At 65.2% G+C, this 19,365-nt stretch carries 15 protein-coding genes and 1 riboswitch; all 15 genes read right to left on the reverse strand.

Going from position 1 to position 19,365, the window contains the following annotated elements; translation table 11 throughout:
- Nucleotides 1-3: 3 nt before the first annotated feature.
- The 15 genes from PCLY_RS07890 to PCLY_RS07960 all read right to left on the reverse strand — a co-directional run bounded on the left by PCLY_RS07890 (nt 4) and on the right by PCLY_RS07960 (nt 18,766).
- Nucleotides 4-2,139, reverse strand: coding sequence for a TonB-dependent siderophore receptor (locus PCLY_RS07890; RefSeq protein ID WP_061238744.1), 2,136 nt, complete (start codon nt 2,137-2,139; stop codon nt 4-6).
- A 165-nt stretch (nt 2,140-2,304) separates the two neighbouring features.
- Complete coding sequence (locus PCLY_RS07895; protein WP_061238745.1) at nt 2,305-2,820, reverse strand: DUF3617 domain-containing protein; 516 nt, start codon at nt 2,818-2,820, stop codon at nt 2,305-2,307.
- A gap of 143 nt (nt 2,821-2,963) precedes the next feature.
- A complete protein-coding gene (locus PCLY_RS07900; RefSeq protein ID WP_061238746.1) occupies nt 2,964-3,371 on the reverse strand; it encodes a DUF1850 domain-containing protein in 408 nt (135 codons plus the stop codon).
- Entirely contained in the window at nt 3,368-5,395 is a 2,028-nt protein-coding gene (locus PCLY_RS07905) for a TRAP transporter permease (RefSeq protein ID WP_061238747.1), read from the reverse strand. Before PCLY_RS07905 ends, PCLY_RS07900 begins: the two co-directional genes overlap by 4 nt.
- A gap of 244 nt (nt 5,396-5,639) precedes the next feature.
- Nucleotides 5,640-6,593, reverse strand: a complete 954-nt coding sequence (locus PCLY_RS07910; protein WP_061238748.1) for a TAXI family TRAP transporter solute-binding subunit — start codon at nt 6,591-6,593, stop codon at nt 5,640-5,642.
- 471 nt (nt 6,594-7,064) lie between these two features.
- Nucleotides 7,065-8,405, reverse strand: a complete 1,341-nt coding sequence (locus PCLY_RS07915; protein WP_061238749.1) for a sigma-54-dependent transcriptional regulator — start codon at nt 8,403-8,405, stop codon at nt 7,065-7,067.
- 213 nt (nt 8,406-8,618) lie between these two features.
- On the reverse strand, nt 8,619-10,376 hold the full coding sequence (locus PCLY_RS07920; RefSeq protein ID WP_061238750.1) for a sensor histidine kinase: 1,758 nt from the start codon (nt 10,374-10,376) through the stop codon (nt 8,619-8,621).
- A 40-nt stretch (nt 10,377-10,416) separates the two neighbouring features.
- A complete protein-coding gene (gene cfaB / locus PCLY_RS07925) occupies nt 10,417-11,601 on the reverse strand; it encodes a C17 cyclopropane fatty acid synthase CfaB (RefSeq protein ID WP_061238751.1) in 1,185 nt (394 codons plus the stop codon).
- Nucleotides 11,602-11,737: 136 nt separating this feature from the next.
- A complete protein-coding gene (locus PCLY_RS07930) occupies nt 11,738-12,532 on the reverse strand; it encodes an HvfC/BufC N-terminal domain-containing protein (protein ID WP_061238752.1) in 795 nt (264 codons plus the stop codon).
- Nucleotides 12,529-13,368 (reverse strand): MNIO family bufferin maturase, encoded by an 840-nt coding sequence (bufB, locus tag PCLY_RS07935; protein ID WP_061238753.1) that lies wholly within the window; start codon nt 13,366-13,368, stop codon nt 12,529-12,531. The genes PCLY_RS07930 and bufB overlap by 4 nt, the downstream gene beginning before the upstream one ends.
- Before the next feature lie 56 nt (nt 13,369-13,424).
- A complete protein-coding gene (gene bufA2 / locus PCLY_RS07940) occupies nt 13,425-13,679 on the reverse strand; it encodes a BufA2 family periplasmic bufferin-type metallophore (protein ID WP_061238754.1) in 255 nt (84 codons plus the stop codon).
- A 114-nt stretch (nt 13,680-13,793) separates the two neighbouring features.
- Nucleotides 13,794-14,801: a FecCD family ABC transporter permease gene (locus PCLY_RS07945; RefSeq protein WP_061238755.1), complete on the reverse strand. Its 1,008-nt coding sequence runs from the start codon at nt 14,799-14,801 to the stop codon at nt 13,794-13,796.
- Complete coding sequence (locus PCLY_RS07950; protein WP_156458573.1) at nt 14,798-15,730, reverse strand: ABC transporter substrate-binding protein; 933 nt, start codon at nt 15,728-15,730, stop codon at nt 14,798-14,800. Before PCLY_RS07950 ends, PCLY_RS07945 begins: the two co-directional genes overlap by 4 nt.
- A gap of 38 nt (nt 15,731-15,768) precedes the next feature.
- Complete coding sequence (locus tag PCLY_RS07955; RefSeq protein ID WP_061238992.1) at nt 15,769-16,527, reverse strand: ABC transporter ATP-binding protein; 759 nt, start codon at nt 16,525-16,527, stop codon at nt 15,769-15,771.
- Between the two features lie 142 nt (nt 16,528-16,669).
- A complete protein-coding gene (locus tag PCLY_RS07960; protein WP_197432159.1) occupies nt 16,670-18,766 on the reverse strand; it encodes a TonB-dependent receptor in 2,097 nt (698 codons plus the stop codon).
- Nucleotides 18,767-19,111: 345 nt separating this feature from the next.
- Nucleotides 19,112-19,305: riboswitch (cobalamin riboswitch) on the reverse strand.
- Between the last annotated feature and the right edge of the window lie 60 nt (nt 19,306-19,365).

Raw genomic sequence — 19,365 nt, forward strand, 5'->3', positions numbered from 1 at the left:
TGATCAGTATTTCCAGGTCAGGGTCGCACTGAGGTTACGTGGAGCACCGTAGTAGGCCTGGCTCCAGTAAAGGCTGGTCAGGTACTTCTCGTCGGTGAGGTTGTTGAGGTTGGCCGACACGCTCCAGTTCGGGTCGATGTCGTAGCTGGCCATCAGGTCGACCACGGCGTAGGCCTTCTGCTTGGCGTCGGCGCTACCGATCGAGGTGCGGCCGTCGTCGGCCGTCAGTGGCACGGCGATCTTGATATCGTCCTGCCAACGCACGGCGGCGCCGACCTTGAGCTTGTCCATCCCCGGTATGCGGTAGGTCGCGGCGGTCTTGATCATGTGCTTGGGCGAATAGGTCACGCCATGCCCGCCGTCGGCATTGGTGATGTCGACGAAGGTGTAGCCGGCGCTGAGCTGCAGGCCGTCCAGTGGCTCGCCAGAGAACTCCAGCTCATAGCCTTCGCTGGTCAGGCCTTCAATGGCGCGGTAGTAGGCAACCGAACCTCTCATGCCGGCCTGCTCGGCGAAGTTGTCCTGCTCGGTACGGAACACCGCCAGGGATACGTTGACCTTGTCGTCGAACAGCTCGCCCTTGATCCCGGCTTCGTAGTTCACCCCCTCGACCGGGGCCAGGCGTGAGCCGCCGGCATTGGTCTTGGTCTGCGGATCGAAAATCTCGGTATAGCTGGCATAGACCGAGTACTGATCGGTGATGTCGTAAACGACGCCGGCGTAGGGCACCACCTTGCCGCTGTTCTGCGATGACTTGGCCAGGCCGTAATTGGTGCCGTCACTCTTCACGTCGACCACACGAGCACCAGTGATCAGGCTCAAATCGTCGGTCAGGCTCCAGCGTGCCGCCCCATAGACGCTGTTCATGCGGTCGGTGAAGTCACTGCCGTTGCTGCCGTTGTCGTTACGCGGCTTGGGGTAATTGCCGGTCCACTGCTCCAGCGGCGGCAGCATGGTGCCGGTACTGGAGTCGTACCAGGACAGATCCTTCAGCTCGGAGCGCGACCAGCTGCCGCCGAAGGTCGCTTCATGCTGACGACCGCCCAGATTGAAAGGACCACTGGCCTGCAGATCGGCAATCAACTGGGTGTTCTTTTCGTTGTATTCGGACGGATAGGAATACAGCCCGGCACCGGTCTGGCGGTTCGGCGTGCCGTAGATGTAGAACATCGAGCCATCGCTCTTCTTCTCGACACGGGTGAGCACGGCCTTGGCCTGCCAGCCGTTGTCAAAGGTGTGGGCAAGCTCGGCGAAGCTGCGATTTTCCTTGTTGTCCCAGTAGGCCCAATCGGTGGAGGTGCTGGTAGAGCGCGAATAGTCGGTTTTACCGCCGTCCTGATAGACCAGCGGCAGTGCCCCCCACATCGGCGAGTTGGCATCACTGGTCTGCAGGGTGTGGCCGAGGGTGAAGAGCGTGCGCTCATCCAGATCGAACTCCAGCACCCCATGGAAGACGTTCTTCTCACGCGAGTAGCGGTCGAGGTAGGAGTTCTTGTTTTCGTTGGCATACACCACGCGGCCACGGATGTTGCCGGCATCGGTCAGCGCACCGGAGACATCGGTGTCGATGCGGCGCTTGTCCCAGGAACCGGCTGTCAGATCGACGCGCGCCTGTGGTGCCAAGGTTGGCCGCTTGCGCACGAAGTTGACCGTCGCCGAGGGGTTGCCGGTGCCGGACATCAGGCCATTGGCGCCGCGTATGACTTCCACCCGCTCGTACATGGCGGTGTCCAGATCGCCCTCGACGTTGCCATAGACGAAGGGCACGGCGATGCCGTCGTACTGGAAGTTGGTGATGTCGAAGCCGCGCGCGGTGTAGTAGGTGCGATCCGTCTCGACCTCCTGCACCTGCACGCCCGGCACGGCCTTGAGCGCATCGTTGACGCTGCTGAGCTTGAAGTCGCGCAGTTGGGCGCCGCTCAGGGTCGAAATCGACTGCGGCGTCTGCCGCGGGGTCAGGTCGAGCTTGGTCGCAGCACTGCTGGGCGTGGATTTGTAGCTGTCGACCTCGGCCGCCGCACTATCGCCGACCACGGTCTGGGCATCGAGCTCGAGCTGCTCCCGCTCATCGGCTAAGGCATGATTGAAACTGCAGGCGGCCGCAATCGCCACGGCCAGGTGGGTTCTTCTGCTGAACAAGGGACGTACTCCTGATGCGCTGTCGATAGCCGCAGATAGTCCCTTCGCAGCTGAGTGCCTCACTGGCAGGCATTTACTAAGTGCAAATGCAAATAATTAGCGACAAAAGTCTCGCAGCAGGACTCCCTTGCGTCAATACGAATAATTCACATCTTCGGATGCATCTCAGTTTCTTTTGAGAGCCCCACAATCCGCCCCGACCCAACGGGCTCGGCTTTCCATGCTGCTCGGCTGACCCTTGTAGGTGCCTTTGACCTGGGTGGTGAACTCCTTGTCACTGACGAAGCGGGTCTCCCCTTCACCCTGCGCATCCGGGCAGCTGAAGCGGAATTTCCACAGTGTCGCGCTGCGTTCGAGGATTTCGTTGCTGCAGCCTGAATCGGGGTCGTGCAAGGGGATTTCCTGGGCCTTGATCTGCTCGGCGGTGAGGCACATCTGCACGCCACCAGCACCGAGCTTGATGCCCTGCTCGGCCATCATGCTCTCCATCATCTGGCGTTGTTCCGGCGGCAGGTTCTGCAGTTGCGCCATCATTTGCTCCATACCCGGCATGGCCTGGCCGCCAACCTGCATGTTGTGCGAGCTGACCTCCCAGACGCCAGGTTGGATATCCAGGGCGCTGGCCATGATGGGCGACAGGCACAAGGCAACTGGGATAACGGAGCGCAAGATAGGGTGCATGGCGAATCTCCTGGATGGGGGTTCGCCTAGCCTAGCAGGCCGCAGACGAACAAAACCCCCACAGGCTCGCGCCACATGGGGGTTTCCTTCTTTTCATCCGGCACTTGTGGCGCCGGAAGCCTGGGTCCACTTTTCTGGTGAACCTAGCCCGCGTCGGCCGCGGGGGCGCTCAGCTCACAGCTCCAGAGTTCCAGCGCCGGCTGGCTCGCTTTTGGCGGGCCGAGCCAGTCGCTCATCGGGCGACAACGCTGGTCGATACACACTTGGTAGTCCCCGGCTTCGGGCGTACGCCCGACTCGCAGAGGTTGCAAAGGCGGTAGCTGACGCTGGTAGTGCCAGCTGCCATTGCGCAGTTCGGCGCCGTCGGGAATCTCCATTCCGGCGCCGGAACCCTTGACCCGCGCCTCACCAAGGACCAGGCCCTCGGCGGTGACGCGGTAATCCTCTTCCCAGCGGATCTTCTCGATGGTGTGGGTCCAGGCCAGGGTGAAGGCCGGTGTGGGCAGCTCTGCCCATACCGCCCCGGCCAAGCCCAGGCACAGGCCGATCACGCCGTTGCAGCCTGGGCGCGACGGGCACGCCAGAAGTGCTGAGCGATGAAGATGGCGCTGAGGGCGAAGCCGACTTCGTCACTGATCGGGGTGGCGAGAATCAGGCTGGCACCCGCGGCCAGACCCAGAATGCGCTCCCACCAGGTCAGCTTGGCCTGCAGGTAACCGGTGAACACCACACCCCAGATACCGATGGCCAGCATCGCCTTGAAGCCGACGTAGACAGTGGCCAGCAGGCTAGCGCCCTGCAGCATCAGCGCCGGCGAATACACCGCCATGAACGGCACGACGAAACCGGCCACGGCGATACGCACCGCCCACAGGCTGATCTTCAGCCCCCGCTCCTTGGCGATTGGCGCGGCTGCGAAGCAGGCCAGCGCCACCGGCGGCGTGAGGTCGGCCATGATGCCGAAGTAGAAGACGAACATGTGCGAGACGATCAGCGGCACACCCAGCTCCAGCAGCGCCGGTGCGGCGATCGAGCTGGTAATGATGTAGTTGGGGATGGTCGGGATACCCATGCCCAGCACCAGGCAGGTGAGCATGGTCAGCACCAGCGACAGGAACAGGTTGTCCTGGCCGATGGAGAGGATGTAGCCGGCGAAGGTGGAGGCCACCCCGGTCAGCGACACCACGCCGATGATCACCCCGACCAGGGCGCAGGCGATACCGACCGGTACGGCATGCCGCGCACCTTCGACCAGCGCATGCAGGCACAGGGTCAGGGTGTCGCGACCGCCCTTGACGAACCAGCACGCGGCCACCAGCAGGGCGATAACGCCGAACACCACGCCGATACCGAGCTGGAAGAAGCCGGCGCAGAGCACGCCCAGGGCAATCCAGAAGGCGAAGCGCATGGCCTTCGACGACACCCGCAGGATGATCGCCGAACCGAGGATGACCATGGCGGTCAGGGCCAGGCCGACGGTACCGGAGAACAGCGGAGTGCGCCCGGAGAACAGCAGGTAGATGAGGATGAACAGCGGAATCAGCAGGAACCAGCGCTCACGCACGGCCTTCCACGGGTTCGGGCATTCGTCCTTGGGCAGGCCGCGCAGGTTAGCGCGCTTGGCCTCTAGGTGGACCATCCAGAACACCGAGCCGAAGTACAGCAGCGCCGGAATCAGCGCGGCCTTGGCCACCTCGAAGAACGGCACGTTGATGGTCTCGGCCATGATGAAGGCCACGGCGCCCATGATCGGCGGCATGATCTGGCTGCCCATCGACGAGGTCGCCTCGACCCCACCGGCGAACGCCGGACGGTAGCCGAAACGCTTCATCAGCGGGATGGTGAACTGGCCGGTGGTGACCACGTTGGCCACACCGGAGCCGGTGATGGTGCCCATCAGCGCCGAGGACACCACCGAGACCTTGGCCGGGCCGCCGACCTTGTGGCCGAACAGGCCCATGGCGAAGTCGGTGAACAGCTTGATCATCCCGGCCTGCTCGAGGAAGGCGCCGAACAGGATAAACAGGAAGATGTAGGTCGCCGACACGTAAGTCGGGGTGCCGTACAGACCCTCGGTACCGAACGACAACTGGTTGACGATCTGGTCGATGCCATAGCCGCGGTGCATGAGCTCGCCCGGCAGGTAAGGGCCAAGCATGCCGTAGGCGAGGAACAGCGCGCAGATGATCGGCAGGGCGATGCCCATGACCCGGCGCGCGGCTTCGAACACCAGCACGATCAGGGTCAGGCCGATGATCATGTCGCTGCTGGTCAGGTCACCGGAGCGCTGGATCAGGTCCGCCTCGAAATACCACTGGTAGATGGCCGTGGCCATGCCCGCCAGGCCCAGCAGCCAGGCCAGCGGCTGCCAAGGCCGGCCTTTGCCAAGTGCCGGGAAGCTGATGAACACCAGCAGCAGCAGAAAGCCGACGTGCACCGCACGCAGCACCTGGGTCGACACCGGGTGAAAGGCCGCAGTGGCGATCTGGAAGATGGAAAACAGCAGCGCGACGGCAAAGAGCGCCTTGGGCCAGTCGGACGGACTGGCGGCAAGACCGTTGTTTTGTTCACTCATGGAGTGCAAACCTCATGACTACTTCGATTGCGTTGACAGAGTCGCCAACAAAACCCACCGCCCGCAGGCGCCGGTTTTATTCGCGATTCTGGGGGCTACGGCCCATTCCGGTCTTTGCGCTGCAGGAGCGGCTTCAGCCGCGATCTGCTCGCGAACATCGCGGCTGAAGCCGCGCCTACAAAAGCAAGGTCGGCGTGGATGCAGAGCGATCAGGCCGCGACCCATGTCGCGGCCCGAGCCGGCATTACAGTACGCCGGCTTCCTTGTAGAAGCGCTCGGCACCCGGGTGCAGCGGGATCGGCAGGTTCTTGGTGGCGGTTTCCAGCTTGATGTCCTTGGCCGCGGAGTGAGCGGTGCCCAGGCGGTCGAGGTTGTCAAACATCAGCTTGGTCATCTGGTAGGCCACGTCGTCGGAAACGCCTTCATGGCTGACCAGGATGTTGGTGATGGCAACGGTGGGCACGTCAGCGTCCTGGCCGTCATAGGTGCCGGCCGGGATGGTGGCGGCCTGGTAGGCAGCGTTGTCGATCTTCGCGGTCACGTCGGCCGGGATCGAGACGAAGCTGATCTTCATGGTCGAAGCCAGGTCGCGGATGGCCGCCATGCCCAGGCCGGAGGACTGCAGGGTAGCGTCCAGCTGACGGTTCTTGATCAGCTCGACCGACTCGGCGTACGGCAGGAACTCGACCTTGCCCATGTCCTCGTAGCTCAGGCCAGCGGCTTTGAAGATGGCGCGGGCGTTGAGCTCGGTGCCGGACTTCGGCGCGCCGACGGAGATACGCTTGCCCTTGAGGTCTTCCAGGGTCTTGATGCCGGATTCGGCGTTGGCCACGATCTGGATGTAGTTCGGGTAGGTACCGGCGATGGCCCGCAGCTTCTTCAGCGGCGCCTTGAAGCCCGCGTCTTCCACGCCATTCCAGGCATCGGCCACCGAGTCGCCGAGGGCGAAGGCCAGCTCACCACGACCCGCCTGCAGCAGGTTGAGGTTTTCCACCGAGGCCTTGGTCGCCTGGACCGAGGTCTTGGAGCCTTCGATGCCGTTGCTGTACAGCTGCGACAGGGCCACGCCAATCGGGTAGTACACGCCACTGGTACCGCCAGTGAGCACGTTGATGAAGGTCGGCGCAGCGAGCACGGCGGTGCTGGCAGTAATGGCCGCAGCAGCGGCAAACAGGCTGATTTTCTTGGTCAGTCGCATGGAAGTATCTCCGTCGTTGTTATGGCTTTATGCAGAGTTTCACTCTAGACGACGCCAACGAGGCGTCGTCAGCGTTGCGCGATCAGCAGCGCTGGGTGCAGCGATGGACAAGAGCCGCGGCGGGCGCGGAAGGGAGGCGACCCATGCACGGTAGCGAGTGCGTCAGGGCGCGAGGGGCATGGTGATTCATGGGGCTGACCTCTTGTCGTTGTTATGGTCGCCACGTCGGCAAGATGCTGCGCGGCTACAACGGACATAGCAGATGCCGTGCCAGAGGCTGAAACGCCCGAGATAGAGGGATCGGCCTGTAAGACTGATGGGTCACTGAGCAAGAAACCGCTTACCCTCGCACAGGCATAAGCAAAAATCCGCTTATCGAGTGCCCCGGATGCAAAGCGGAAAGTCAGTGCGACACCAGCCGCCGGATTGCATCCGGGCTACGACTGCTCGCCAGCCCGCAGGCTACGCCCGCTACTCCTCGCCGCCCGGCAGATAATCACCGCGCGCCAGGCCGTGACGCTGCATCTTCTCGTTGAGGGTGCGGCGCGGCAGCTGCAGCATTTCCATTACCGCGGTGATGTTGCCCTGGCAGTGCAGCAAGGCGTTGTGCAGGCATTGCGCCTCGAAGGCCTCCATCTGCTGCGCCAGCGCCTGGCCGGCGAAACGCTCGGCCGGTGGCGGGCTGGACAGGCCCAGGGCATGACGCTCGGCCGCGTTGATCAGCTCGCGCACGTTGCCTGGCCAGTCATGCCCGAGCAGTCGCGCCAGTTCGCTCGGCGCCAGCGGCGGCGCTTCGCGACCATGACGCTGCGCGGCCTCGTGGGCGAAGTGCTCGAACAGCAGCGGAATGTCCTCGCGCCGCTCGCGCAGCGGCGGAATGTGCAGGGTGGCGACGTTGAGGCGGTACACCAGGTCCTCGCGGAAACGCCCGGCCCGGACCTCGTCGAGCAGGTCCGGCTTGGCCGCGCTGATGACCCGCAGATCGACCTGGATGCTCTTGTTCGAACCGAGGCGCTCCAGAGTCTTTTCCTGCAGCACGCGCAGCAGCTTGACCTGCTGCGCCAGCGGCAGGCTCTCCACCTCGTCGAGGAACAGGGTGCCGCCGTCGGCGTGCTCGATACGGCCGATACGCTTGGCCTGGGCCCCGGTGAAGGCGCCGCTCTCATGGCCGAACAGCTCGCTCTCGAAGATGGTCTCGGGGATCGCCGCGCAGTTCAGCGCGGCGAAGGCCTTGCTCGCTCGCGGGCTGAAGTCGTGCAGGCTGCGCGCTACGCGCTCCTTGCCGCTACCGGTTTCGCCGCGGATCAGCACGTTGACCGAGGTGCCGGCCAGTTCGAGGATCTGCCGCCGCAGGTTTTCCATCGGCCGGGAAATACCGATCAACTGGCTCTCGATGCGGCCCTTGTCGGCCACCTGCCGGCGCAGCTGGCGGTTCTCACAGACCAGGCGACGCTTGTCCAGGGCACGGCGCACGCTGTCGAGCAGGCGCTCGGGGGTGAAGGGTTTCTCGATGAAGTCATAGGCGCCCTGACGCAGCGCCTGCACCGCCATGGGTACGTCGCCGTGGCCGGTCACCAGGATCACCGGCAGGTCGCTGTCGATCTGCAGCAGCTTGTCGAGCAGTTGCAGCCCGTCACTGCCGGGCATGCGCACATCGCTGACGACGATACCGGGGAAGTCGCGGTCGACCACGGCCAGGGCTTCGACAGCGCTGGCGCAGGTGCGCACCGTGAAGCCGGACAGCTCCAGCCACTGCTGGACTGCCTCGCGAATCGCCGCTTCGTCGTCGACCACTATGACCTGAGCGCTCATGGCACCTCCTGATGAAAACGGCAGGCAGTGTAGCCCGGATGCAATCTGCTGAGACCACCCGCAACCCAGGGATGAGAACCCGTAGGAGCGGCTTTGGCCGCGATGGCCGAGCCTGCAAACCCTGGTCGTAGGGTGGATGACGCTGTTTTCATCCACCAAGCCTGGAGGCCATCGGTGGATGGGTGAAGCATCATCCACCCCAGGCCACGGGTATCAGGGCGCAGCCGGCAGACGCAGGGTGAATACCGCGCCCAGCTGGCCATTGTGCGCCTCCAGGCTGCCGCCCAGATCACGCACGATACCGTAGGACACCGCCAGCCCGAGCCCCAGCCCCTGCCCCACCGGTTTGGTGGTGAAGAAGGGTTCGAACACGCGGCCGAGGGTTTCCTCGGCAATGCCACCACCGCTGTCCTCGACGCACAGCAGGCAGCCATCGTCTTCACGATAGATGCGGACCTGCAGGATGCGCGGCTCGCTGTCGGCCATGGCATCGAGCGCGTTGTGCAGCAGGTTGAGGATCACCTGTTCGATGCGAATGGCATCGCCGAGCACTTCCGCCTCAGCGTCGATCTGCGTGCGTAGCTCGACCTGCTCGCTGCGCATGCGCGGCGCCAGCAACTGCAGGGCCTGCTCCAGTACGTCGCTCAGACACAGGCGCTCGCTGAGGCCGGCCGGGGTCTTGCGCGCGAAGGTCTTCAGGTGGCTGGTCAGCGCGGCCATGCGCTGCAGCAGACCGTCGATACGCTGCAGCCCCTCGCGCACCGCTTCCGGCCTGCCGCTGTCCGCCAGCAGACGCAAGCTGCCGAGTTGCATCTGCAGGGCGGTCAGCGGCTGGTTGATCTCATGCGCCAGGGCCGCCGACATCTGCCCCAGTGCGGCCATCTTGGCAGCATGCACCAGGCCATCCTGGGCCTCGCGCAACTCGGCCGTGCGCAGCGCCACTTCGCGCTCCAGACGCTCGCGGATACCCGCCTGCAAGCGCTGGTTCTTGCGCCGCTGGGCGAGAAACAGCAGCAGGAAGGCGAAGGTCATCCACAGCCCGCCAGCAGCCAGGCGATAACTGCGCACACTATCGGCCAGGCCGACCGGCTCGCTGAGCAGATGCAGGGTCCAGCCTTCTTCGGGCATGTACATGCGCTGCCAGAGATAGTCGCGAATGCCGTCCGGGCCATCGAACCGCGCCCAGTCCGCATCGGCATCGATCTGTCGATACACCTGATGGGCCAGTGGCTGCAGCGCCTGCTCGGCGTAGCGGCGCACCTCCACCAGCTCCGCTCGCGCCTGCTCGTCGAGCGGCTGCAGGGCGCGGAAACGCCAGATCGGCCTGTTGCTGAGGATCACCACCCCGTAGCTATCGGCGACCATTAGTACACCTGGCTGGCTGACCCATTCGCGCTGCAGGTCTTCCAGCTCCAGCTTGACCACCAGCACGCCGAGCAGCTCGCCCTTGTCATCGCGCACCGCGTGCGACAGGAAGTAGCCGGGAATACCGGTGGTCACACCCACGGCGAAGTAACGCGCCCCACCATCACGCAAGGCGTTCTGGAAGTACGGACGGAAGGCGTAGTTGTTGCCGACGAAGCTGCTCCAGTCGCGCCAGTTGCTCGCCACCAGGGTTTCGCCACGGGCATCGAGCAGGTACAGCACGGTGGAGCCAGCCGCAGCATTGAGGCGCTCCAGGCGCTGGTTCAGCGCCTGGCGCAGCTGACGATCATCCGGTGCGCGCAGCAGGCTGCGGATGTCGCTGTCCAGCGCCAGCACTTCGGGCACCGAACTGAAGCGTTCGACCAGCGTGCGAATGGATTGGGCATACAGCTGCAGCTGCCCGCGCGCCTCAACGCTGCGCTCGTCCCAGGCCCGCTGCTCGGCATAGCGCCCGCCCAGCCACAGGCTTACCAGCAAGCCGGCGGCAATCGCCAGAACGGTAAGCAGAACGCGGTGGCGATAGCGGGGGCGCTGCAGCAGGGTCATGGGCGGCTCGCGAAATCAAGACGAGGCGCATGTTACTCCATCATGGGTAAAGGTCGGCGCGCGTCCAGGGCAGGTCATGATGCCCATCCTGGTAGGGCTTCACCGCCAGGATCTGATGCAGGTTCATCCAGCCATGCTGGAAGCCGTAGGCACAACCTGCCAGATACAGACGCCAGATACGCAGGGATTTTTCCGGCACCCATTGCGCAGCCTTGTGCAGTTGCCGCTCCAGACCCTCGCTCCACAGCTGCAGGGTGCGCGCGTAGTGCAGGCGCAGGCTCTCCACGTCGACGATCTCCAGCCCGGCCTCGCTGATCGCCTTGCTGATGGTCACCAGGTGCGGCAGCTCACCCTGGGGAAACACGTAGCGGTCGATGAACTCGCCGGCGCCACGACCGACCGGGCGGCCATCGGTGAAGCGTGAGGTGATGCCGTGGTTCAGCACCAGGCCACCGGGCCTGGCCGCGCCGAACAGGCGCTGGCAATACAGCGCCAGGTTGGCGTGGCCAACGTGCTCGAACATGCCGACGCTGACCACCTTGTCGAAGCGGCCATCCTGCGGCAGGTCGCGGTAGTCGAGCAGCTCCAGGGTCACACGCGCCTCCATATCCTCTTCGGCCACACGCTGCAGTCCCAGCTCCAGCTGCGCCTGGCTGAGGGTGATGCCGTAGACCTCGACGTCGAACTCGCGCGCGGCGAAACGCGCCAGGCCGCCCCAGCCGCAACCGACGTCGAGCAGCCTGTCACCCGGCTGCAGGCGCAGCTTGCGGCACAGGTGGCGCATCTTCGCCTGCTGGGCCTGATCCAGGGTTTCCTTTCCGCTTTCGAAATAGGCACAGGAGTAAACCATGTCGCGATCCAGCCACAGCCGGTAGAACTCGTTGGACAGGTCGTAGTGGTAACTGATGGCCTCGGCGTCGCTGCGCTTGTCGTGCGCGCTGTAAGGCTCCGAGGGCGCAGAGTCGTCGCCCAGCAGCGCGGTGCTCAGCGCATCGCCCACTTCGATAGCGGCCTCGATGGGGCCTTCCAGGTCGACGCGGCCTTCGACATAGGCGGCGCCCAATGCATCCAGGCTGGGGTGAGCCAGTTGGGTGACCAGGCTGGGGTCCTTCACCACCAGCGTCACGCGCGGTTGCGGCCCCAGATCGAGCTGCTTGCCGTCCCACAGTTTCAGGCGCAGCGGTAGCTGCAGGTCACGAAGTGCAGTAGGCAGTTGCGCGCGCATGGTCATCCCTCCTGGTCAGGTGAAACGAACTTCAAGCGGATGACCGGAACAATGTGCCCAAGTTCGATTCTGGCGACTAGCGGTGAGGGGGTAGCGCGGGCGCGCCTGGATGCGCTGTGAAGTGCGTCAGCCGGCGTCAGGGCAGAACGCCATCGACCCGCTGCAACAGGCCGTCAGCCAGCCACTGGCGCAACCAGCTCACGGCCTGAACCGGCGCCTGTTCGCCCAGATGCGCCAGTTCTGCGCACAACTCGGCAAAGCACCAGCCCTGTACGGCCATGCCCTGCAACGCCGCCGCTTCGTCGGCGGCCAGACTGCGATAGCGGGTGATCAGATGCTCACGCCAGATCAGGCAGGTCTGCGCCTGCCCCAGCGGCTGGCTGCCGGGGAAGTCGTCCTGCTCCTTGCAGGCGCGCCAGAGCGCCAGGCTGTTATGCCGACACACCAGCCACTGCACACTCGGCAGCAGGCGCACCTGCAGATTCGGCCACGCCTCGGCGGGCAGTTCGGCCATCTGCGTCAGGCTCAGCGGCTGGCCCTCGGGCGCATCGAAGGCCAGGGTGAAGGCCCACTCCAGCCGCGCCAGCTCGCTGAGCGGCGCGGCCTGCGCAGGAATCAGGTGACCATCGATGAACGCCGCCAGCTCGGCGCCGAGCCAGCGCAGGCTGAAGTGCTGCGAGGGGTGTGCGTCGATGTAGGCCAGCGCCAGGGCGTCGAATTCCTCGTCACCCAGCCAGCTATGCACTGCCGGATAGTCGCCACGCAAGGCTTCCAGCAAGCGTGCGCGGTAGGCGTTGTGGTAAATCGCCAGACCCTGTTCGGCACTCAGCGCGGCGCTGCCCAGCAGGCTGGCGCGCAGAGCCGGGCTGGGCTGGGCATCGGGGTTCAGCAGGTAGGCCTGCACCTGCGCCTGCCAGTCTCTCAGGCTCATCGGGCGGTTCCTTGCAGCGCTTCGGCGGCAAACCGGCGCGCGCTATTCAGCTCGTCGAGCAGCACGTCCAGGTCGGGGAAATGATCATCGCGTTCGAGCAGCGTAGACACCGGCCCAAGGTGCTGCAGTGTACGTTGATAGAGCTGCCAGACCGGGTCGCTGACCGGCTGATCATGAGTGTCGATCAGGTAGTTGCCGTAATCACTGTGGCCTGCCAGATGCAGCTGACGGATGCGCTGCCTGGGCAGGCTGCTGATAAAGGTCCAGGCATCGAAATCATGGTTGCGTGCACTGACATACACATTGTTGACGTCCAGCAACAGCTCGCAGCCGCTCAGTTCGCTGAGCGCGGCGAGGAACTGCCATTCGCTGAACTGATCATCGGCGCAGCGCAGATAGCTGGAGACGTTTTCCAGCACCAGCGGTCGCTCGATCACGTCCTGCACCTGGCGCACCCGCGCGGCCACGTGCTGCAGGCTCTCCTCGGTGTAGGGCAGCGGCAACAGGTCATGCAGCTGGTGGGCATTGCCCTGGCTCCAGCACAGGTGATCGGAGATCCACGCCGGCTGGACGCGCGCGGCCAGCTGCTTGAGCTGGCGCAGGTAGTCGCGGTCCAGCTCATGCGGGCCGCCAATCGACAGCGACACGCCATGCATCACCAGCGGGTATTGTTCGCCGATGGCATCGAGGAAGTAGAGGGCCTTGCCGCCCGCTACCAAATAATTTTCCGAGACGATCTCGAACCAGTCGATCGCCGGCTGCTGTTCGAGAATGACCTGGTAGTAGGTACTGCGCAAACCCAGGCCGAAACCCAGATTGCCGCGTTGAGCATTCATCGCTCGCGCCTCGCTCGCTGATGCGGGGCAACCGCCAGGCGGCTGCCCCGGCTCGATTACTCGCCGACAGTACCGCCTGCTGCATCGCACTCGGCCTTGGTCATGGCCTTGAAGCCGTGGCCCTTGCAGACAGCCTGACCTTTGCAGCTGTTCTCGGCGGTCTTGCAGTCGTTCTGGCCTTTGCAGGATGTAACGCCGTAGCAATGCACCTGGGCTTCTTCGGCGGCGACGACAGTGCCGGACATGCCAGCGAACATGGCAGCGGCAGCGAAAGCGATGGCGGCACCAGCAGCGGTGGATTTCATGGTCATGTGCGTATCCTCGGGTGATCTGGGTTAGCCGGGCTAAGGTGTTTTGCGTGCCGGCATTGAACTAGAGCGACGAGGTGAACGGGCGTTACAACCGGACTGAAAAAAAATATCGACTCAGCGGCGCCGCAGCAACGCGACGAAGAACACCCCGCCGATGGCGGCGGTGACGATGCCGATGGGCAGATCCTGCGGCGCCAGCCAGGTGCGCGCGGCGACGTCGACCCAGACCAGGAACAGGGCCCCGAGCAGCGCCGCCACCGGCAACACGCGGCGGTGCTCGGCACCGACCAGAAAGCGCGCCACGTGCGGCAGCATCAGGCCGACGAAACCGATGGCACCGGACAGCGACACCAGCACGCCGGTGAGCAAGGACACCACCACGAACACCAGCAGGCGCACCCGCCGAGGCTCCAGGCCAAGGCTGACCGCGCTCTGCTCGCCGGCCATCAGCGCGTTCAGCGCGCGACCCAGGCCCAGCAACAGGGTCATGGCCAGCGCCAGGCACAGCGCCGGCAGCCAGAGCAGCTCCCAGCGCGCCAGGCCAAGGCCGCCGAGCATCCAGAACAGTACCGAGCTGGCGGCGTGCGGGTTGCCCAGGTACAGCAGCAGATTGCTCGCCGCCATCATCACGAAGGACACCGCCACCCCGGCCAGCAGCAGGCGGTCGCTCTCCAGCCGCCCGCCCCGGCTGGCGATGGCCAGCACCAGCAGCATGCTCGCCAGCGCACCGACGAAGGCCGCCAGCGGCAGGCTGAGCAGGCCGGCGAATTCACCCAGATAGAGCACCACGATCACCGCACCGAAGGCCGCGCCGGAGCTGACGCCGAGCAGATGCGGGTCGGCCAGCGGGTTGCGCGTCACCGCCTGCAGCGCCGTACCGACCAGCGCCAGCCCGGCGCCGACCAGCGCGCCGAGCAGCACCCGTGGCGCGCGCAGTTGCCAGACGATGCTGTCCTGACCGGCGCTCGGCGCCGTCTCGGGCACCATGCCGAACAGGTGTTGGCCGAGGATCGCCAGCACGCGCTCGAGCGGCACCTGCGCCGCACCGAAACCCAGCGACCAGGCGCAGGACAGCGCCAGCAACACGGCCAGCCCAAGCAACAACAGGCGATAGCGACTCACCGGGCGAAGGCCTCGGGGTGCAGCGCGGCAGCCAGCGTCTCGATGGCGGCGGCGTTGTCCAGGCTCGGGGTGACCGCCAGGTAGGGCAGCACCACGAAGCGCTGCTCGCGGATTGCGGTGACGCCCTGCAGCGCCGGATGCTGGAGGAGGAAGTCGCGCTTCTGCGCCGCCGTGCGCTCGCCGTAGTCGACGATCAGGATGACCTCGGGATCTTCCTCGACCACCGACTCCCAGCCCACCTTGATCCAGCTGCCGGCCACACCGTCCGTGACGTTGCGCCCGCCGGCCGCCACGATCAGCGGTTGCGGCATGCCCTGCCGACCGGCACTGAAAGGCAGGTCTTCGCCACTATCGTAGACGAACACCCGTGGCCGCGACGGTTGCTCGCCCAGGCGCGCCTGCACCGCCGCGACCCGCGCCTGCATGCCCTGCACCAGCGCGTCGGCGCGATCCTCGACGGCGAAGATGCGGCCCAGGTTGCGCAGATCGGTGTAGACGTCATCGAGGCTGGCGACGCGGCCCGGCATGACATGCGCGCAGGACTCGCTCAGCTCGTACACAGGAATGCCGAAGCGCTCCAGGCTGGCCGGCGTGACCTCACCACCGATGCGCATGCCGTAGTTCCAGCCGGCGAAGACGAAGTCGGTGCCGGCGTCCAGCAGGTTCTCCAGCGACGGGTAGCGCGCCGCCAACTCGGGCAGACCGCCCAACTGCTCACGCATGCTCGGATCGAGGGTCTTCCAGCCGCTGATGCCGGTGTAGCCGGCCATACGCTCTTTCAGGCCCAGCGCCAGGAGCATGGCGGTCATGTTCACGTCATGGCTGACCGCGCGCTGCGGCGGCTGCTCGACGGTCACCTGGCGGTCGCAACTGGTGACCGTCACCGCCCAGGCGGGGCTGGCCGAAAACAGCGCCGAGAGCCAAAGCATGGGTAGGAGCGGCTTCAGCCGCGAATGGCACAGGCTCATCAAAGGATCCAGGTAATACGCGGATAACCCGCCAGTGGATGGGTGTCGACCAGTGCCTGCACCCCGAACACCTGTTGCAGCAGCTCGGCAGTCAGCACTTCGGCGGGCGTACCGACGGCCACCAGGCGGCCCTGGTCGATCACGCAGAGGCGGTCGCAGAAGGCCGCCGCCAGGTTGAGGTCGTGGAAGCTGGCCAGCGTCGCCAGGCCCAGTGATTTGATCTGCCGCAGCAGTTCGATCTGGTAGCGCGGATCGAGGTGGTTGGTCGGCTCGTCGAGAATCAACAGTTGCGGCTGCTGCACCAGGGCGCGGGCGAGCAAGGCGCGCTGCTTCTCGCCACCGGACAGCTGGGCGAAGGCCTGCTGCGCGCGCTCGCTCAAGCCCACCCGCGCCAACGCCTCAATGACCAGGCGTTGATCCTCGCCATCGTCGCCATCGAACAGGCCCTTGTGCGGCGTGCGGCCCATGGCCGCCACCTCGTGCACGCGCAGGCCGAAGTCCTGCGGGAATTCCTGCAGCACCACCGCCACGCGCTGCGCGCTCCAGCGCGGCGGGCGCTGCCACAGCGCTTCGCCGCCCAGCTCGACACTGCCACTGCACGGGCGCTGGAAGCGATAAGCGCAGCGCAGCAGGCTGGTCTTGCCGCTGCCGTTGGGGCCGATCAAACCGAGCAGCTCGCCGTCACCGATCTCCAGGTCGATGGCGTCGAGCAAGACGCGCTGGCCATCCGGCGACCAACCCAGGTCACGGATGCGCAGGCGCGGCTCAGGCGCCGCGCTACGGTGGCTGGGCGTCGACGACGGACTGGCTGGCCAGCCCGAGGCAAGGCTCACTGACACGGGAACACTCCATTGACCGATTGCCGCGCGCAGGTGACGCGCGCGGCGCAGCTCAGATGCTTCAAAAGCGGTAATCCGCGCTGACGAACAGCGAACGCGGCGCGCCCAGGTACCACTGCTCGCCGTCGCTGCTGGCGCTGGTGGCGTACTGGCGGTCGAACAGGTTATTCAACTCCAGGCCCAGGCGCACGTCCGACAGCACCTGCCAGGCGATATTCGCATCGACCACGGTGTAACCCGGCACCTCGGCGGTATTGGCCGTATTCACATAGCGGGCGTCGACATAGCGCGCACCGATGCCCGCCTCCACGCCCCTGCCGAAATCCTTGTTCAGCCACAGGTTGGCGGTGCGTTTGGGCACATTGCTCGGACGATTGCCGCTGCGGTCACCACCGCCTTCGACGAAGTCGTCGTACTCGGCACGAACGAAGGCGGCGTTGGCCGAGACCTGCCAGCCACGCCCCAGCGCCAGCTCCAGGCTGGCTTCCAGGCCATCCGAGGATTGCTGGCCGATCTGCTCGGTGGGCGCAGTTGGCGTGGCGCGACTGAGCAGCTTGTTCTTGACGATGTGATAGGCGGCCAGCGTCCACTCGCCCTGCCCGCCCCAGAACAGCTGCTTGAGGCCGATCTCGGTCTGCTTGGCTTCACTCAGGTCGAACTGCTGCTGAGTCGGGTTGAGGGTCAGCAGGTTGCTCACCCCTTCGGTGCTGGTGGCGTACTGGCCGTACAGCGACAGCTCCGGGGTCAGGGCGAAGACCAGGCCGGCGCGCCAGTTGTCGCCCGTAAGGCTGCGGTCGACGCGGCTGTCATCGACCAGGTTGCTGCGGTCGATGTGCACCTGATCGCGGCGCACACCGGTGACCAGCGACAGACGCTCGGTCAGTTGCGTGCGGTTCTCGGCGAACAGCGAGAATTGCCGGGCCAGGTTGCGTTCACGCGGACCGTAGCCGAGCGGGTCGGTACTCTGGTACTGACCGCCGCCGGAACCGGCCAGCGGCACGCTGTCGCTGAAACTGCTGGCGAAATCGTGCTGACGGGCGAAGTGGATACGGTTGTAATCCACGCCCACCACCGTGCGGCTATCGAGACCGAACAGCGGATGCTCCAGGGTGAAGGTCTGACGGTCGCCGACCTGCTCCTGGGTGTGTTTGATCCGGTAGAACTCGCTGCGCTCGACCGTATCGCCCGGCTGCCAGCGATAGGCCTCGCTGTTGCGCCAGTAGCGCTGGGTCTTGATGTAGTAGAGCTGGTTGCTGGCGCTCAGCACGTCGCTAATGCGCCAGTCGGTCACCAGGCGGGTGATCTGGTCGTTGTAGCGGATGTCGGCGTTGGCGACGTTGTAGTTGCGATCCCGAATGCCTTCGCGGAACTTGCCATCGACCAGCGGCGTACCGAGGTAGCGCTCCGGGCTCTGCTCGCCCTGATCATGGGACAGGGTGAAGCTCATGTCATCGCTGGCATCCCAGCGCAGCGCGGCACTCAGCGCCAGGCTGTCGGAATCGCCACGGTCGACCCAGCCGTTGCTGGCCTGCTGGTTGAGGTTGAAGCGGTAGCTCAATGCGTCGCTCAGCGAACCGCCGCTGTCCAGCGCAGCCTGGCGGCGGTCGTCGCTGCCATAGCCCAGGCGCAGGTGATTCTGGATCTCGCCGGCAAACGGCTTCTTCGGCACCACGTTGATCACCGCACCGGTGGCGCCTTCGCCGTAGAGCACCGAGGCAGGGCCGCGCAGCACGTCGATGCGCGCCACCGACCAGGTATCCACCGGGAAGGTCACGGTGCCGGCACCGACGTATTGGCGGGTGCCGTCATACAGCTGCATGGTCGCCGAGTGGCCGGTGAAGCCGCGCGCCGACAATGCGGTGCCGCCGTTACCCGGCGTGCCGATGGTGCTGATGCCTGGGGTGCGGGTCACCGCGTCCTGCACGCTGCGGTTGTTGCGCTCACGCACTGTGGTGCCGCTCAGGCTGGTGCTGCTGGCCGGAGTTTGCAGGGCCGACAGATCGAGGCGCGAGCCTGCCGTGGTCGGCGTGTGCAAGGTCGTCTCGCCCTCCTCCGAGGCTTGCGCCTGGACGGTGACAGCAGGGAGATCGACAGCGGAGTCATCGGCCATGGCGGTACCGCCAGCCAACAATGCCAAAGGCAGAGAACAGAAACGCATGAGGTACTGCACGTGAAGAATTCCGGGACTTTGACGGGGCTCATCGAGTCGCTGCGAGGCTTTGCAATCGGGCTTTGCAGCGGTCAGTAGCGACCGTTCAGAGCCTGGGCCTGGCGCGATAATGTTATAGTTATAACATAACATTATCCTGTTTCGCAGATAGCCGGAGTCGGGCTCTGACCCTTCTTTCAGGCATGCAGAAGTGAGGTTCTTGTAGCGGAAATGGCGCGCCATATTGCTTCCATCGCAAAGAGAAAAGGCACGGCAATCCGATGGAAATGCGCAACAGCAGACAGGGGCACGAGGCACCCTACTGGAGTCAACGCCCGCCCACCGCGGGTTGCCAGACAATAACGACTCCAGGCCGGTCTCCGGGCTTGCGAGGGTCATGAACGCATCGCCTTCCCATGCGCGTGGCGCACAGTGGCGTTTCGATGCGGTCGCTCGCGTACCGTTGCGGGGGCAGCGTCGGACTTCAACCGACTTCCCGTTTCACCTCACGCGCGGCGGCGTGAGACACCTGAAGCGGGGCGGATATGACCATCCGACCCCGCTCAAGTCAAGGCGCATGGGCAATTGTGGGAGGCGCTTTAGCGGCG

Source organism: Ectopseudomonas composti, assembly GCF_001567565.1.
GTDB classification, from domain to species: domain Bacteria; phylum Pseudomonadota; class Gammaproteobacteria; order Pseudomonadales; family Pseudomonadaceae; genus Aquipseudomonas; species Aquipseudomonas composti_A.